General features: G+C 37.7%; 21 protein-coding genes. 11 read left to right on the top strand and 10 right to left on the bottom strand.

The window, feature by feature from the left end:
* Positions 1–3: 3 nt before the first annotated feature.
* The 9 genes from fliN to fliF form a co-directional block, all read right to left on the bottom strand.
* Entirely contained in the window at positions 4–414 is a 411-nt protein-coding gene (fliN, locus tag M997_RS12000; protein WP_064720358.1) for a flagellar motor switch protein FliN, read from the bottom strand.
* Entirely contained in the window at positions 407–1,438 is a 1,032-nt protein-coding gene (fliM, locus tag M997_RS11995; RefSeq protein WP_064720357.1) for a flagellar motor switch protein FliM, read from the bottom strand. Before fliM ends, fliN begins: the two co-directional genes overlap by 8 nt.
* Before the next feature lie 5 nt (positions 1,439–1,443).
* Positions 1,444–1,926, bottom strand: coding sequence for a flagellar basal body-associated protein FliL (gene fliL, locus M997_RS11990; RefSeq protein ID WP_064720356.1), 483 nt, complete (start codon positions 1,924–1,926; stop codon positions 1,444–1,446).
* 177 nt (positions 1,927–2,103) lie between these two features.
* Positions 2,104–3,519: a flagellar hook-length control protein FliK gene (locus M997_RS11985; protein WP_064720355.1), complete on the bottom strand. Its 1,416-nt coding sequence runs from the start codon at positions 3,517–3,519 to the stop codon at positions 2,104–2,106.
* Positions 3,519–3,965 (bottom strand): flagellar export protein FliJ, encoded by a 447-nt coding sequence (fliJ, locus tag M997_RS11980; RefSeq protein WP_064720354.1) that lies wholly within the window; start codon positions 3,963–3,965, stop codon positions 3,519–3,521. The genes M997_RS11985 and fliJ overlap by 1 nt, the downstream gene beginning before the upstream one ends.
* A gap of 36 nt (positions 3,966–4,001) precedes the next feature.
* A complete protein-coding gene (gene fliI, locus M997_RS11975) occupies positions 4,002–5,369 on the bottom strand; it encodes a flagellar protein export ATPase FliI (RefSeq protein WP_064720353.1) in 1,368 nt (455 codons plus the stop codon).
* Entirely contained in the window at positions 5,369–6,088 is a 720-nt protein-coding gene (gene fliH / locus M997_RS11970) for a flagellar assembly protein FliH (protein WP_064720352.1), read from the bottom strand. Before fliH ends, fliI begins: the two co-directional genes overlap by 1 nt.
* Positions 6,081–7,076 carry a flagellar motor switch protein FliG gene (gene fliG, locus M997_RS11965; protein ID WP_064720351.1) on the bottom strand — a complete coding sequence of 332 codons (996 nt, stop codon included), beginning with the start codon at positions 7,074–7,076 and terminating at the stop codon, positions 6,081–6,083. The genes fliH and fliG overlap by 8 nt, the downstream gene beginning before the upstream one ends.
* Positions 7,073–8,797, bottom strand: a complete 1,725-nt coding sequence (gene fliF / locus M997_RS11960) for a flagellar basal-body MS-ring/collar protein FliF (RefSeq protein WP_064720350.1) — start codon at positions 8,795–8,797, stop codon at positions 7,073–7,075. Before fliF ends, fliG begins: the two co-directional genes overlap by 4 nt.
* Positions 8,798–9,073: 276 nt before the next feature.
* Between fliF and fliE the strand changes: the two genes are divergently transcribed.
* From fliE to M997_RS11945, 3 genes are all read left to right on the top strand, one after another.
* The gene (gene fliE / locus M997_RS11955; protein WP_064720349.1) at positions 9,074–9,385 is read left to right on the top strand and encodes a flagellar hook-basal body complex protein FliE; all 312 of its coding nucleotides are present in this window, start codon (positions 9,074–9,076) and stop codon (positions 9,383–9,385) included.
* A 500-nt stretch (positions 9,386–9,885) separates the two neighbouring features.
* Positions 9,886–10,671, top strand: a complete 786-nt coding sequence (locus M997_RS11950; RefSeq protein ID WP_064720348.1) for a hypothetical protein — start codon at positions 9,886–9,888, stop codon at positions 10,669–10,671.
* Positions 10,662–11,033 (top strand): HEPN domain-containing protein, encoded by a 372-nt coding sequence (locus M997_RS11945; RefSeq protein ID WP_064720347.1) that lies wholly within the window; start codon positions 10,662–10,664, stop codon positions 11,031–11,033. The genes M997_RS11950 and M997_RS11945 overlap by 10 nt, the downstream gene beginning before the upstream one ends.
* A gap of 111 nt (positions 11,034–11,144) precedes the next feature.
* On the opposite strand, the gene M997_RS11940 is transcribed toward M997_RS11945, so the two are convergent.
* A complete protein-coding gene (locus tag M997_RS11940; protein ID WP_064720346.1) occupies positions 11,145–11,516 on the bottom strand; it encodes a nuclear transport factor 2 family protein in 372 nt (123 codons plus the stop codon).
* A gap of 177 nt (positions 11,517–11,693) precedes the next feature.
* Here M997_RS11940 and M997_RS11935 point away from each other — a divergent pair, with 177 nt between their 5' ends.
* The 8 genes from M997_RS11935 (at position 11,694) to M997_RS11900 (ending at position 16,862) form a co-directional block, all read left to right on the top strand.
* On the top strand, positions 11,694–12,035 hold the full coding sequence (locus tag M997_RS11935) for a GlpM family protein (protein ID WP_064720345.1): 342 nt from the start codon (positions 11,694–11,696) through the stop codon (positions 12,033–12,035).
* A 195-nt stretch (positions 12,036–12,230) separates the two neighbouring features.
* Positions 12,231–13,190 (top strand): cytochrome P450 family protein, encoded by a 960-nt coding sequence (locus M997_RS11930; protein WP_064720344.1) that lies wholly within the window; start codon positions 12,231–12,233, stop codon positions 13,188–13,190.
* Positions 13,187–13,564, top strand: a complete 378-nt coding sequence (locus tag M997_RS11925) for an antibiotic biosynthesis monooxygenase family protein (RefSeq protein WP_064720343.1) — start codon at positions 13,187–13,189, stop codon at positions 13,562–13,564. The genes M997_RS11930 and M997_RS11925 overlap by 4 nt, the downstream gene beginning before the upstream one ends.
* Positions 13,565–13,635: 71 nt before the next feature.
* Positions 13,636–13,857 (top strand): DUF6500 family protein, encoded by a 222-nt coding sequence (locus tag M997_RS11920; protein ID WP_064720342.1) that lies wholly within the window; start codon positions 13,636–13,638, stop codon positions 13,855–13,857.
* A 101-nt stretch (positions 13,858–13,958) separates the two neighbouring features.
* Positions 13,959–14,174, top strand: coding sequence for a hypothetical protein (locus M997_RS11915; RefSeq protein WP_064720341.1), 216 nt, complete (start codon positions 13,959–13,961; stop codon positions 14,172–14,174).
* Positions 14,175–14,507: 333 nt separating this feature from the next.
* On the top strand, positions 14,508–15,641 hold the full coding sequence (locus M997_RS11910; RefSeq protein WP_064720340.1) for a hypothetical protein: 1,134 nt from the start codon (positions 14,508–14,510) through the stop codon (positions 15,639–15,641).
* Positions 15,642–15,885: 244 nt separating this feature from the next.
* Positions 15,886–16,167 carry a hypothetical protein gene (locus M997_RS11905; RefSeq protein WP_064720339.1) on the top strand — a complete coding sequence of 94 codons (282 nt, stop codon included), beginning with the start codon at positions 15,886–15,888 and terminating at the stop codon, positions 16,165–16,167.
* Positions 16,168–16,403: 236 nt separating this feature from the next.
* Positions 16,404–16,862 (top strand): GNAT family N-acetyltransferase, encoded by a 459-nt coding sequence (locus M997_RS11900; RefSeq protein ID WP_064720338.1) that lies wholly within the window; start codon positions 16,404–16,406, stop codon positions 16,860–16,862.
* The last annotated feature ends 48 nt before the right edge of the window (positions 16,863–16,910 follow it).

Below are 16,910 nucleotides of genomic sequence, written 5' to 3'. Positions count from 1 at the left end.
AAATTAACGGCTCAGACGACGCATACGTTCTGATGGTGTAATGATATCGGTAATACGGATGCCATATTTATCAGAAACAACAACAACCTCACCTTGAGCAATCAGATAGCCATTGATCAGAATATCAAGGGGTTCTCCTGCTAAACCATCAAGAGAAACCACAGAACCTTGTGACAGGCTAAGTAATTTTTTGATAGTCATTTTGGTGCGACCTAACTCTACCGTTAATTTGACTGGAATATCCATAATCAAATTGATATCAGACAGATGGCTCAGTGCATCCTCTTCGGGTAACAGGTGCTCAAATAAATCGGAACTATTGTCCTGGCTTTTCCCAGTTTGCTGTTCCATTGCTTCAGCCCACATATCTTCAGCAGGTTGTGAATTATCAGTTGGGCGATTCGCATCACTCATCGGTTTGTTCCTCATCCAGAGCGTTTAAAACAGGGTTAATAAGGTGTTCAACACGTAAGGCATATTGCCCATTTACCGTACCATACTGGCTAGTTAATACAGGTACACCATCAACATGTGCAATCAATCTTTCCGGTTTATCAATAGGGATAACATCCCCTTGTTTTAGTGTTAGCACTTTTGATAAACGTAACGGGACATCAGTAAAATTGGCAACCAATTCAAGTTCTGAATGTTGAACTTGATTGACTAAGCTATCTAACCAGATCCCATCTTCTTGACGGACATTCTCAATAGGTGGATTAATCAGTCGTTCACGTAACGGTTCAATCATGGCAAAAGGAATACAGATACTAAATTCCCCAACCATTGAACCGATTTCTACCTGAAAAGGTGTCGTAACAACGATGTCATTCGGCGATGAGGTGATATTAGTAAATTTAACCTGCATCTCTGAACGTACATATTCAACTTGAATTTTGAATATGGAATCCCAAGCATCACGGTAGGCATCAAGTGCCAGTTTCAACATTTTGTTGATGATCCGTTGCTCTGTGTTTGTAAATTCACGGCCTTCCACAGGGATAGGAAAGCGTCCATCACCACCAAACAGGTTATCAACCGCGATATAAACCAGGTTAGGTTCAAAGGTAAATAACGCTGTGCCACGTAACGGTTTTAAATGTACCAAGTTCAAGTTAGTTGGTACGGGTAAGTTACGTGCAAAGTCGTGATAAGGATGAATTTTAACGCCACCAACAGTAATATCTGGACTCCGACGGAGCATGTTAAACAGCCCCATACGAAATTGACGAGCAAAGCGTTCGTTAATAATTTCTAACGACTGTAAACGTTCACGAACTACACGACGTTGCGTGTTCGGGTCATAAGGCTGAATATCCGGTTCATTCGGATCCTTCGCTATCGCAGGTTCCCTGTTCGCGCTTTTTTGGGCGTCGTCACCTGATGTGTCATCATTCAGCAGAGCATCTATCTCTGCCTGTGAAAGGATATTATCGCTCATAATGATTATCGCAGAATAAACGTGGTAAACAGTACATCGGAAAGGATCTGTTCAGATTCTCCCGGTACGAGAGTCGGTCTCAGCGTTTCTTTTACATCAGTCATTAGCTGGATTTTTCCATTATCTGTCGCAAGCTTGTTAGCTTGTTGACGAGAAAGAAGTAATAACAACCGGCTGCGGACTTCGGGTAAGTAGTCATGCAGACGTTTACGAGTGTCGTCATTATGTAATCGTAATGTGATACCGATATAGAGCACTCGGTCTAAGTGTTCTTCATCATCAATTAGATTTACAGTAAAGGGTTCTAATGACATAAAAACGGGGGCCGGTATAACTTTTTGCTGACTTGTGCCCGCTGAACCTGATTTAGCATGCTTCAATGCCCACCAACTATATCCACCGAATGCCGCTGCAATAATGGCGACCACCAATAATACGATGATCAGAATTAAGCTATAGCTTTTACGTTCATTGCTGTAATTAGACATGGACAGTTAAATTCCTGTTTTGTAGTGGATACGTGTTCACTGTTGTGGACTTCCATATCCATCTAAATCAACCTTAATTATCCCGCTATTTCTGTTTTTTAATTGCAGAAACAGATAGGGAAAAAACCATTAACTCTTACGTTTATTGACATAGTGTGTCCTCCCAATACATTTGTATTAGGCAAAAATATCGACGCCACCACGAGCAGATGCTAATTCTTGCGGCGTAAGAGTTATCTTTTGTAGTGCCGGTTCGGAGGCTAATTGCATAGAATTACCCTCACTTCCTTGATGATTATCGGCACCATCTCCACTAAATTGAGAGGAATCTGACATATTTTCTTGTTGCCAACTGTCTTGACTGTCGCTAGACACTTGGCTTTGCGTGAGCTGGATCCCATTTTCAGAGAGCGCTTGACGCAAATGATGGATGGCATTTTCTAATACAGAACGCACTTGCCCATTCTGAGAAGCAAGATGTAACTGTGCCTGACCATCTTCTATCTTCATACGAATGTGCAATGAACCGAGCTCTTCAGGATGTAAACGTAGCTCTGCTTTTTGTAAGCCATTACGGCTAAACATCACAATTTGCTGATTTAATTGCTGTTGCCACTCTGGTGTACCCACCTGTGCATTTAATACCTGTGTTGCCATTGGTGAAAAATGTACTTGAGGTTGGTTTATCGCTGATGTGTGCGTACCAGCGATAGCGTGCGAAGCAAAAGAAGAGGTCGTTGATAACGTATTATGAAGATCTCTTTCAGCAAGGCTGTTTGTTGCCACAACGTGTTGAGCCGCATTTTCTGCTAATTTACTTGCTGATAGCTGCTTGTCACCATTAAGCAGTGAATTCACTTTCTCTGCGCTAGGTGTAAGCAATGAAGCGAGAGAATCAGTTTTCTTCGCTTGTGGCTTCTCAGTTTTATTTGCTGTTACGCCAATAGGTTGCGTTGCTAATGCCGCAGTTTCAGGCCGTAACTGTGCTAATAGTGATTTTTCATCAGATTTTGCAAGATTTTGTTGTTCGGAAAGGTTGAGATCCGATAACGCATCGTTGTCTTTTGAAAAAGAATTAGCCAAAGAAGCCAAGCTATCTTCTCGTTTTAGCGAGTGCGGTTGCTGTAATGCCTGAGCAAGATGTTCAGAACCTAATGGGGCGCGTTTTAAGCCCGGTAATCCTGCTAATTGAACGGGAAGTTCAGCTGCAAGTTCTTCGGCTGACATTAACGAAGGTGCTGTTTTATTATCAAGAATGGCAGCAAACTGTTCGTTGTCAGGTAAAGAGAGGGCTAGGGGAGATTTCTCTTGAGGCTGCTTCTCTTCGATAGGGGACTGAGTAGCAACAGATACGATGCTATTTTCGTCCTCTTTATTCTTGTTTTTATCTTCTTCAGAGTGAAGATGTGCCTTATTCTCTTTTGGTGATTGACCTTCGATATGGGCATTTTTTTTGTCACTCTGAGCATTCTGCGGTTGACTACTCAAAAGTTGAGCAAATGTCGAAGCATTATCACCGGGCTGACTATTTGTCGAGGATGTCGGTCCCGGAGATGGTGCTATGACATCCATAGTCAGAAGCGTTATCTCCATTAAGTTGTTCTCCGTAAAGTACTACGCTGTGCGTACTCGTCCATTTGTTTCTGTTCAATACGATCAAGATGTCGCTTACGGCTATCCTCAGCACGCTGCTCCAAAGTCTCAAATGCATTGAGCCGTTGCTGTTTTTCTCTCCATTGATTAGTCGCTAAATCTAACTGCTCTTGCCAATGGAGAAGTTGCTGTTTATGTTGCTCGATAGTCAGTTCGAGTGTTTTGAGAAACTGTTGGTAGTTTTGCCATGATGCAGACGACATTCCACCTAAGTTTAGCGTCTCATTCAGACGTACACGGTATTCATCCTGATACCCGATCAACATATTGAGTTGCTGTTCCATTTGTTGATGACTCTGCCGGACCTGAGCCAGTTGAATAGCGGCTTGTTCAGCCGCTGTCTGTGCCAGTTCTCTCAGTGTCACTAAAGGTGACTGCTCCCGCATTGGAACCCTCTTTACGTTCTCTGATTATGTTCAGAATTAGTTTAGTGTGATCAGTTGATTAAGCTGTTCACATGCACTCTGATAGCTGCATTGTTCTTGGATATCTTGTTGTAAGAACTTCGACAATGAAGGATAAAGCGCAATGGCTTTATCAAGCATTGGGTCACTTCCCGCGGCATAAGCACCCACGTTAATTAAATCGCGGTTACGCTGATAACTTGATAACAACTGTTTAAAAACTTGCACACGACGATAATGTGTTTTATCAATCAATGACGTCATCGCACGACTAATTGATGCTTCAATATCGATAGCAGGGTAGTGACCTGATTCTGCTAATGAACGTGAAAGCACAATATGGCCATCTAAAATGGCACGAGCCGAGTCTGCAATGGGATCTTGCTGGTCATCACCTTCGGTTAATACGGTGTAAAACGCGGTAATCGACCCCCCGCCATCAACACCATTACCTGCACGTTCAACCAATGCGGGTAATTTTGCGAATACAGAAGGCGGATAGCCTTTGGTTGCTGGTGGTTCACCTACGGCAAGCGCAATTTCACGTTGCGCCATACTGTAACGAGTGAGTGAATCCATAATCAGCAAAACATGTTTACCACGATCACGAAAATCCTCGGCAATACGTGTGGCATAAGAAGCACCTTGCATACGTAATAATGGTGATACGTCAGCAGGGGCCGCAACCACAACAGAACGGGCTAAGCCTTCTGTGCCAAGAATATTTTCGATAAAATCTTTAACTTCGCGGCCACGTTCGCCAATCAATCCAACCACAATTACATCAGCTTGCGTAAAACGCGCCATCATGCCTAATAGCACACTTTTACCTACACCTGAGCCAGCAAAAAGCCCCATTCGCTGTCCACGACCCACGGTTAAGAGTGAGTTGATCGCGCGAACACCGACATCCAGTACATCGGTTATCGGTGTACGTTGTAGTGGGTTAATTGGCGGTGTGATAAGTGGTGCACGATAACCAGTATCTGGCGGTGGTAGACCATCTAAAGGATAACCAGAACCATCAAGAACCCGGCCTAATAACGCATCACCTAGCGGTAATTGACGACCTTCATTTTCACTACCTGGCGCAGCTTGTGCATAGACTCTGGCACCGGGTGTTAATCCCTCGACTTCCTGTAAAGGCATTAACAACATTTGGCTGCCATTAAATCCAACCACTTCACTTTCTACTTCTTCAACCGTCTTGCCGATGGTGCGTTCTATTAAACACGTAGAACCAAGAGGCATCACTAGCCCCTTAGCTTCCATAACTAAACCGGTTGCTCTGGTTAAACGCCCATATTGACGAACACGTGGAATTTTATTTAAACGCGCTTCTGTCTCACTGAGTTTTTCTAGCCAACGCCCCAATCTTGCTGTCATTACAACGCCTCCGGTGCGGCAAGACGACAAAGTTCATGCCAACGGGTTGCAATGGTTGCATCAAGATCGCCATCGTTTGTTACAACGCGGCATCCACCAACATGAATACTGTTATCGGCAACAACTTTCCAACCATGAGCAGAAAGTGAATCACCTAACTCTTTTTCAATCAGTGGGATATGCTTAGGGTTAATCCGCAATTGCGGATTCCCTGTAAACATCTGCTCTTGCTGAACCATTAACGTAATCTGAGCAAGCAATGCAGAACCATCACATACCGCAGGTTGACCTAATACTTCTTTTGCAGCAGTGAGTGCAATTTGCATTAATCGTGCGGCAATAACGCTATCTAACCCATTAAGCGAATGTCTAAACTCAGAGAGTAAACCTTGCCATTCATTAATTAATGGATCTTGCTGCGCAATACCTTGACGAATGCCTTCTTCGATACCCGATTGTAATCCTGCCTGATAGCCGTCCTGATAACCCTGGTTTTTCCCTGCCTCAAAGCCTTCAGCGTGGCCCATTTTCTGAGCCTTTTCTTTCATGTCATCGAGCATATTGATTTGCTCAAGGACTTTCTGTTGCTGAACGACTTCTTTTTCCTGTTTTTCGTCATCCTTTTCGCTTTCTGCCGTATCCTCGGCAGCTAATTCCCAATCAGTGAGTTCTTTTGGAACCCAAGGCTTCCAGTTTGTATCAGTATGTTTATCAGACATAGGTATCGTCTCCTCCATGAAGCACAACTTCTCCGGTTTCTGCTAAGCGGCGAACGACAAGCAGAATGGCTTTTTGCTCTGCTTCCACTTGGGACATACGAACAGGCCCACGAGAAGACAAGTCATCACGCATAATCTCAGCAGCACGTTGCGACATATTGTTGAGGAAGTGATCGCGCAGCTCTTGATCGCACCCTTTCAATGCCACAACCAAGGAGTCGGATTCCACTTCCTGTAGAATGCGTTGAATAGAACGGTTGTCGATATCGATAAGGTTCTCGAATAGGAACATTTCGTCGATAATTTTTTGTGCCAGCTCGCCGTCGTAGTCGCGTACTGCGGTAATAACATTCTCTTCCTGTTGACTCTTCATCAGGTTGATAATTTCCGCAGCAGTACGAACACCACCCATTTTGCTGCGTTTGAGATTCTGACCATCAAGCAGGTTATTCAGAACTTCAGTTAACTCAGCTAATGCGGATGGTTGAACACCACCAAATGTCGCGATACGCAGCATGACGTCATTACGCAGCTTCTCGTCGAACAGAGCAAGAATATCAGCCGCTTGACCACGTTTAAGATGAACCAAGATAGTTGCGATAATCTGCGGATGTTCGTCGCGGATAATATCGGCAGCCATTTGTGGCTCCATAAAGTTAAGCGTTTCAATCCCTGTAGAGGTTTCTCGTGTTTCAGAGATTTCATCTAACAGATTATTTGCACGTTCTTCACCCAATGCTTTAACAAGAACAGAGCGTAGGTAGTCATTTGCATTTACATTTAGTGCAGCATATTGAACGGCGTCTTCTTCAAAACTCGCCATTACATCAATCAATTGCTGATTTGAAATCTGGCGCATTGATGACATTGCAATACTGAGTTGCTGTACTTCACGCGTTGATAGATGTCTAAATACGTCTGCCGCTCGGTCTTCACCGAGAGTTAGTAACATGACGGCGCTTTTTTCGGTTCCAGTTAAGTTACTCATTGTTCTTTACTCATCCATTGACGAATTACCATTGCCACAACGCGAGGGTCTTTCTCAGCCATTTCTCGGATACGTTGGCTTTGTAATTCGGCACTTACGCGTTGACGCGCTTGTTTACGTCTTTCTTCGTCGTCTAATTCAGCTTCATTAACGTCATCTTTCACTTTCAGCTTCGTTTTCAACACAGCTTTCTGTGCAGCAATTTCAGCTTCACGACGTTTCTCAATCTGTGGTTTAACCAGCTTACGCCATAAGATCCATGCGATAATGACCAGTAACAGCCAACGACCTAAATCTAATGCTTTTGATAAGATCTCTGGATTTTCCCAAACAGGAACTGTAATGACTTTTTCTTCAATATCACTAAACTGAGAGTTCACAACACTTAAAGAGTCACCACGATCTTGAGAATATCCCATCGCTTCGCGAACAAGACCTTCAATTTGTTGAAGTTGTTCATCTGTAAGCGGGATCTGTTTTGTTTCAACAACAGGTTCTTCGCCTTCAGCCGCTTCTTTCTTATCTTCTACTGTTTTGTAGTTAACAATAACAGCAACAGAAAGGCGCTCGATACTTCCAACAGGGCGTTTAATATGACGGATCCGACGGTCAACTTCATAGTTAGTCGTTTCATCTAAACGGCTATTGCTGTTTGGATTACGAGTGAGGGAACGATTTGTGCCTGTAGTTGCATCCTCTTTTTTCTCACCATCTTCAGCTTTAGGTGCTTCAATAGGTGCTTGAGGTGGTGCAACAGGTTGATTTGATAATGCACCAGGTACGCCGCCAGCTAACATGCCACCATTTTGCTCGCTTTGGCTCACTTGTTTTGAGCGCACAGCAGACTGATTAGGTGGTTGATTTGGCTTGTACTCTTCAGCGGTTTCTTCGGTATGAGAAAAATCGACTTGAGCAGTTACCTGTGCGTGAACGTTGCCACGCCCAACAATTGGGCCTAATAACGTTTCGATACGTTGTTGATAACGGGTTTCTAATTCCTGAACAAACTTAAGCTGCGTGGAATTAAGATCACGCCCCATAGCATCAGGTTGTGTTAGTAATTTACCGCTTTGGTCAACGATGGTAACACTGCTGTCTGGCATGCCAGCAACACTGCTTGCAACGATATGCACGATGGCATTAATCTGACCTTCGTCCAGTGCTCGGCCTTGTAAAAGACCCACAGTAACGGATGCAGAAGGGGATTTCTGTTCACGAACAAAAAGGGACGGCTTTGGTAATGCCAAATGAACGCGAGCATTTTGTACCGGACCTAATGTTTCGATGGTACGAGCAAGCTCACCTTCCAGCGCACGTTGGTAATTAATCTGTTCACTAAACTGGCTGATCCCGAACTTTTCTTTATCTAGTAGTTCAAAACCGGCAGCACCGCCTTTAGGAAACCCCGCTTGAGCGAGTTTCAGGCGTAATTCGTGAACCTGATTATCAGGCACCATAATCGCCGCGCCATTTTGAGACAAGCGATAAGGTACATTCATCTGTGTTAACTGTGTGACAATTTCGCCACCGTCTTTATCACTAAGATTACTATAAAGCACTTTATATTCAGGGCTTTGTAACCATAAAAAAGCAGCAACAAAAATGGCAATTGCCGCCGATCCCGCAATAATTAACGGGATTTTCGGATCGGCTTTTAACCGGTTAATAATGGCGTTAAAACCTTTTTTCTGGTTCACAACGTCGGTTTTTTCGGCATTCATAGACAATCCTTGCCTTGTAGTTCGGGATGAATACTAAAAGCGTGGCGTAACAAAACAGACTCCCCTTACGCAAATAAATAAACCTACTCTCAGGTGTCTCATTATTGGCCTTTTGCGTTTCATTTAATGGCGTAATTAGCCTTTAACTTTTGCGTTAATTACTCGCTTTGGAATGAAGCCCCTGTGTTAGGGTATTACTCAGTAAGCGTGTTGGTTCACTTCCTTACTATGACATTGATTCAGTAATTGAATTAGATGATTAACGCAGAGGTTTATATGTCAATTCCAGCTATTGAAAGTGTTCTGGATAAAATGCAAATCCAGAGTTTACAAGCATCCAATATTGCTAAACCCCAGCCAGTACAGGCGGGATTCGCCAGTCAGCTTGTTCAAGCTGTAGGTAAAATTAATGAAACTCGAGTTAATGCGGCCAACAAAGTACAAGCGTTTACCTTAGGAACTCCTGGCGTTGAATTAAACGACGTTATGGTTGATATGCAAAAATCCAGCATTTCATTACAAATGGGTGTGCAGGTTCGTAATAAACTGGTCGCGGCATATCAAGAAATTATGTCTATGCAGGTTTAGTATTGAACCATTTGATATTAATGATTTTATTTTTTATTAATATTAAGTGGGCACATAGGGGACATTGGCTCAGTTTCATTTATTGTTATGATACAATTTATTGATTATTATTAAATATGCAATAAACCATCCTATTTGCGCTATTTTTGAAAATGGGTGTCCCATTTTGTGTTTTGTATGTAGAAGCAGAATTACGGATTAATTGATGCCATTTGGGGTAGGATTTGTTACATCTAAATATTATTTAAATATAAATAATATTATATTATCGTATATTACACCCTACGCTTCTCAATAAAACAAAATAAAATAAAAACACTTTATTAATACAATTATATTAATAACTATATTATAAATAAAAATATAGTTATTAAGCTCTATTTTTTATTTTGCGGTAAAAGCCGAGAATTTAATTTTCCTGGATTGTTAATGGTGTCTAAATATTTTAATATAGCAGAGTGTTTGCAGCACACCATGCCGAGATTAAAAGAGATATATATATGCAGCCAATTCATAAATCAGAAGAATTATTAAATTTGCTTCAAGATCAAATAGTACGTGAAAACGTATGTACTGATTTTGAATTTATACAGTTTATTAGAGAAATAAATAAATATAGTACAGGGTTAGAAAAAAACTATCTTAAAGCGTTAGCTTATAGTTTATATAATAAAATAGAACAAGCTATTGATTTTTTCGAATTATCTCTTCAGTTTAATAATGTTGATTATGCTAGAAACTATTTGGCAGTTATAAATCAGCGTTCATCGAATAAAAAATATTTAAAACTTTTATATCGTTTTGCTGACGAGTATGAATCAGTAAGTTTTACTCTATTAGCTTATCAAACAAGTATTTACATAGCTAATTTAAAACTGGCTGAACATTATTTAAATAAAATATGCAAATTGTCTAATAAAGAAAAGGCAGATAAATATAAAAATAATTTTGAAAGAACCAAGTCAGCATTATTAAAATATTGCTTCTTATCTGGATTAAATGAAGATGAATTAATGAAATTGGTTAGCATGGCTATTTCAATTCTTGATAATCATCAAGTTAAAATTGTGGGGGTTAATTATACCAATGCTTCTGTGCATAATGAAGAATCTAATATATTTATTATGACAGCAGAATGCGATGATGCAGATATATTATCTGAAATGAATTTACAGTTAGCATATGAGTTAGCCGAGCATAAAGAATTTTTAGGTAAAAACTTTAGTATATTTATTAATGGTGTTGATGATGTATCCAAATTAAAGGAAGGTTTAACGTGTCTGTAACTTATGTTGATATACTTTCTTTTGCTAAAGACTGTATAAATAGAGATGATGAAGTGGGTTATAGAAATGCAATATCTAGGGCTTATTATGCAGCATACCATTGTGTATACCCATTAATAAGATATGGGCCGAAAGGTAGTCATCAAGGTTTGATTAATTATCTTCTACAAGCAGATTCAGCGAAAAAAGAATCGTGCAACAAAAAGGCATTGCTTGCTCTGGCTTATGCTATGCAAAATTTAAAAGGAATGCGTGTAATTGCTGATTATAGTTTAAATAATGAAAATATGAATAAGGTTAATGCGAGTTCAAGTATTATTACGAGTGAAAAATTGATAAATAAAATCAAAGAAATAAAATAAAATTTATTAATAACTTATAATCGTTACATGTTAAAATTATTATTTTTATAGTGAAACTTAACGTAGATAGCTATTGCTATATTTATAATACTTCTTGTTTTAGTGTTTTTATTATGCGTCATTTTTGGCTGTTCCCTGATGAAATCTTAATTGCCAATGATGTTCTTTATTTTTTATCCATATTGAAGAACGATAAGTGATTTTTATTTTCTTCTTGTTTTCTAATTGATAACTGATATAAGTTAATAGCACTGTATCATTATTTAAATATGAACAGTGATAATTTTCAGAATAAATATTTATTCTACAGTTTTCTAATGTTAGGCTATTTATGGTTTCCATTTTATTTACACTTACACCAGAGCGACAAATTTCAATAAAGTCGTCATGTAAAAGATTAACCAAGATATCTGTATTTTTTCGATTAGTTTCTGAGTGAAGTGTTTTTTCTTTTTCTATTAATTTATCAAAAAGTATTTTCATTTTTTTATTTTCTCTTTTTTATTATTTGCTTATTACTATTTTATTTTACTTTTTTGCCTATTTATACAGTGTGTTGTGTGAAGTTAAAACTCAATCCTGACAAAATAGAATTGACTCAGATTACATTTTGATCTTGTATATTGGTACCTCAATTTTTTCTATCGATAGACTAAACTAATGGGATTACTTGTTAAAGCGTTAATTGGTGCATTCGTGGTTGTGCTTATTGCGGTTTTATCCAAAACTCGCAATTACTATATTGCCGGGCTTGTTCCGCTTTTTCCTACTTTTGCACTTATTGCTCACTATATTGTCGGATCAGAACGTTCAATAGAAGCTTTACGTACAACAATTATTTTTAGCATGTGGGCAGTTGTGCCTTATATGGTGTATTTAGTTTCGCTCTATTTTATGCTTAATTATGTCAAATTATTTACTGCACTAAGTGCCGCAGTTTTATGTTGGGTGATTGCTGCATGGATACTAATTTTGCTTTGGAATAGAGTTCATGGTTTATAGTAGATTATCACCTATAAAATCGATTGATTTTACTAATAAATATTGAGCTAATCATCCTATTGAAATGATGATAGGACAAGAAAGGGCTATTAGTGATATTTTCTTTGCCTGCACCAATAACATTTCGTCGTATAACGAAGTATCGATTTTATTTTTAACTATCCTTATTTTCATTCAGAAAAATAAGGAAAAAAAATGTCAAAATGTCCTTTAAACACCTCTTCATTAAATAAATTAAAAAAATACTTAAATCATAATAATTATCGGGTACGACCTGAAGAGACTCCTGTACCTAAAATTATCCAACATAGCTTCTTAGGTGATATATTTTCAAAGCTAATCAGAATGCGAGATGATGAAAAGAGAGTGCCAGTAAAGCAAGCACTAACTCAAGCTTTAAATAGTTATACTTATGACGCTATTTTTAACATAACACAAAATGTAGCTAAACAAAATTTGCCGAAAACAATAACTGCTGAGGGATTAAACACTTTTTTAGCAACATTGCCTGTTTATGTATTAGGAACATTATTAGGTTATAAACCAGAGCAATGGCAACAACTCGCTTATGATGCTCACCATTTTTCTTGTACAGTTCTTTCTTTACATATTAAACCCTATGAAATATCGGCTCAAATAGAAAGTGCTGAACGTCTTTACTCTCAGATTGAACAGCAAAATGGTGAACTTTTTGTACTGTTTTCTCAATACGCACAGCAACATAAAATTGTAGATAAATCATTACTTATAAGTAATTTAATGGGACTATTTTTTCAAATTAGCGATAGCACCACTGCACTTATTGGATTAACACTAATTGAAACTCAAAAAGGAACTGAGCAAACTATTTCATCTTTGATTGAAAAAGTATTGAATGAAATAGTTCCGATAAAACAGACTAAACGTTTTAAGTCTCAAAATAACTCAGTAGATGAAATAGCAATACCTTTGTTAACACGTGACGGTGCTTTACCCTTCGGTTATGGCAAGCATCGCTGCCCTGGTGAACATATTGCTAGAGCGATGGGATGTAGTGCTGTTAAGTTTATTTTGCAACAAAAATACAATAAAGATTATTTTACACACTATAGATGGAAAACATCGACTAATGCACAAATTCTATTATTTTACTTAAAACAGGAATTATCATCATGATCGCGGTTATTTTTGAATTAAAAACGAATGAAGAACAACAGCAAAATTATTTAACCTTAGCTCAAGATTTAAAAAAAATATTAGTTAATATAGATGGTTTTATTTCAATTGAACGTTTTCAAAGTTTAAGTGATAACGATAAATTACTTTCACTCTCATTTTGGCAAAGTGAAAATGCGATTATGCAATGGCGTAATACTGAATTACATCGTATGGCTCAAGCCAGAGGGCGGCATTCTATTTTACAGCATTATCGCTTACGTGTTGCTAGCGTTATTCGGGATTATGGATTTAATGAAAGAGAACATGCGCCTCAAGATAGTGTGTTATATCATCAATCATCAGAAAATGAGGAAAATAATAATTTATTCTAGATTCGTATTAGCGGGAAGTTATTAAATAAAGTTATTAAATAAAAACAGTAAAAATAAAAGAAGAACAATCTATGAACAAAAGACTACAGAAAAAAATTATTCAAGTTTGTGACGATAAAATAGCGACAAAAGGTGAAAATGTCGGATTATCATTTTATGCCTTTTTTGCTAATAAAAATGACAAACCAGAATTACTGATGGAAGCAGCAAATTGGTGGATAATGACGCATAAATTAGATCACTTTGAAAAAGCGGTTAAGATAAAAGCACTTATTCAGTCTGAAATGTGTTAGAGCTACCATTATTGCTTTTTACTATTTAAAAAATTTTATTAAACCGAAGATAGTTGATTATTGTCACATTAAAGAGGGAAATAAACCGTTATGGTAATTCTATGATTAATAACGTAAACGGTGATGATATGGAATATTGGTTTATTGCGTATAAAGTGCGTTCCAGAAATGGTGATACCTACGCCGGACATAAAATAGTAGAAACTGAGAGTGGCATTTCACCTCATATTGCGTTAGAAAAAGCATGTCAGGAAGTGGCTGACGGAGCTCAAGCTGATATTCCTGCAGTACGTGTAGTTGCTTTTAATCGTCTCTAATAATTATCCTAATAAAAAGATCCCACTTTAGTGGGATTTTTTTTTATTAAATCGTAACACCAATAACTCCCAATAAAATAAACAAGTGAATTTATTTAGCTAAATAAAATTAGTTAAGAAGGTTTAAATAAAAAATTGATTTTATTGTGTTTTTTATTTATTGATCAATTAAATGAAATTTGATTTTGTGATCTGAGCTGTGTTAATTCATTTTTTGCAATTGAATAAAAAAAGGTGAAAGGCTAATGTTTGTCTGGGCTAAGGAATAGCTCAAACATGGAAATAAAAATCAGAATAGTGATTTTTTAGTGATAATTAAAAGGATATTAAATTATGACAGTATTAACCGTTTATTTATGTGGTACAGGCTCAAATTCATTTGATAGCAATAATCCTACCTTTTGGCATGGCGAATTAGTGGCTACATTAGCACAAAATAATCAAGATCGTGAGTTTGCACAATGGTTTATTGTGGATGGCCCAGGAAGTGGCAATCTACAAGAAGATGACTTATGGATTGAAAACCCTAATTATTCTGATCTGAAAGGCTCTTTATTTGGTAATGGTTGGGAAGAAAATGTTCAACACGCACTTTGTTTGATGAAAGGGAATTTCGACTGGCAACGTGAGAAATTAACAGAAGAACAATATAACCAGCTAAAAAAAGCCGGTATTCCTATTGAAGATGTTAAAGTCACCGGTTCTTTTTTGTGGCGTAAATATGATTATGGCGACCGCCATATAACTCAGCAGCAACTTCAACAACAAATTATCCGTACTTTTCGTAAAGATGGCATCATTCCTACTCAAGTAAACTTAGTTGGCTGGAGTCGTGGGGGTATTACCTGCCATATGTTGGCAAATGCGATGCTGACAGATCCACAATTAAAAGATATTCCAGTGAATATCTTTGCTATAGACCCAGTACCTGGCCCATTAAATTTCCAACCTGAAAAAGTAACTTTGGGTAAAAATGTTAAAGAATATGTCGGATTTTATGCAAAAGATGAACGCTCTAAAGGCTTTACTTGTGTTATTCCAACAATTGAATCTGAAACTAAAATGCATATTTTCCCTATTTCAGGGCGTCATGCTACGTTAGTGGGCAATGCTTCTTTAGATGGCGCTAATGGTGAAAATGGCTTATATGCTCCAGGTTTATTAGTCCGTCATTTTGCAGAGGTCTGTTTAACGCGTTGGGGATGTGATTTAGCGAATAAGCTTGCATTAACTAATGAACAAATTAAAGAATACCATCTTGATATTCACCATAACCTAGATAAATACACCGCAATGCGCCGTAAAACCTATTCTATTTATGAAAGTACAGGTAAAGACGAACGCAAAGTTTCATTAGGTAAACAGGGTAAAGCCTTCTCTGAAATTGTAGGGGCTCAATTCACACCGTTTAATGGATTAACTGCAGATTACTTATCAGATAATCATCTTTATGATGTAATTAAATAATAGATAAAAATATTTTTAATTATGTGTAAATAAACTTAATTAAAACCATCGCCTGCTATTTTATTTAGTAGGCGATTTTGTATAAGGGAATTCAGTATAAAAATAAGTGATAAATTTAATGATAAATTGAAAATCACACTATTTATCACATTATTAGACTATGAAAATGGTTATCAATTTACTATATTGAGTAACGAGAGCTAACAGGATCTTATTGGACATAGGCTTATTGTAGGAGAATACTATGCCTGAATTTACTGTTAGAGTTGAGCTTTCTGATACTGAAAATGCAGATTATGCATTGTTAACTCAAAGAATGCTTAAAGAAGGGTTTAAAAAAGAGATTTATGGACTGAAAGGTAAATATATTCTGCCACTGGCTGAATTTAATTATCAAACTGAAACGCAAAATCATAGAGAAGTGATAGAGCTTGCTTTTTCTATTGCTGAAAAAATTGCATTAAATCCAGCAATTTTAGTGACTGAAGTAAAAAATAGAGCCTGGAAAGGACTTGAGCGGATTTAAAAATAATTAGGTGTTATATTTGTGATAAGTTACTAGAAACTGAGATAATCTTGATATAAAAAGGCTCGTGGGGAGTCTGTTATTACGTTGCTGTATCACTTCAAATGGTTAAACCAATAGCTAATCCAATAAATGTTAATGCAATGCGTTTAAATCTGTTATAAACAGCTAATAAATGCTGGCATTACTATGCTGTTTTACTTTTTTTATTATACCAAGCAGGGAATAAAGAACTTATGAATTGGGTTTTAAAAACATTTTCACAGCTAACTTCAGATGAACTGTATGCTATTTTAGCCTTAAGAAATCAGGTTTTTATTTGTGAACAGCAATGTGCTTATCAAGATTTGGATGGTATTGATCAACAATCATTACATCTATTTGCTAATGATAAAATAACTTCACAGTTAATCGCTTATGCGCGTTTATTGCCTCAAGGTATGGTATTTCCACAGGCATCAATAGGGCGGGTGATTGTTGCTAAAGAGTATCGTGGTGGTGGCGTTGCTCATCTATTATTAAAAGAAGCCATTTCAGCATCTTTTAAACAGTTTAAAACCAATAGTGTAAAAATAATGGCTCAAACTTATTTAGTCGATTTTTATCAATCTCATGGTTTTGTTATCGACTCAGAAAGTTATCTTGAAGATAATATTCCTCATATCGATATGGTATTCATGCAGTCTAATAAATAAAATAACTTACAGATAAACCAGAAAAGAGTACGTTACCGATAACAAATT

The organism is Proteus hauseri ATCC 700826, assembly GCF_001654965.1.
In the GTDB taxonomy this organism is placed as follows: Bacteria; Pseudomonadota; Gammaproteobacteria; order Enterobacterales; family Enterobacteriaceae; genus Proteus; species Proteus hauseri.
The sequence above is the reverse complement of the archived record's forward strand: the minus strand, read 5'-3'. Positions and strand labels throughout refer to the sequence as shown.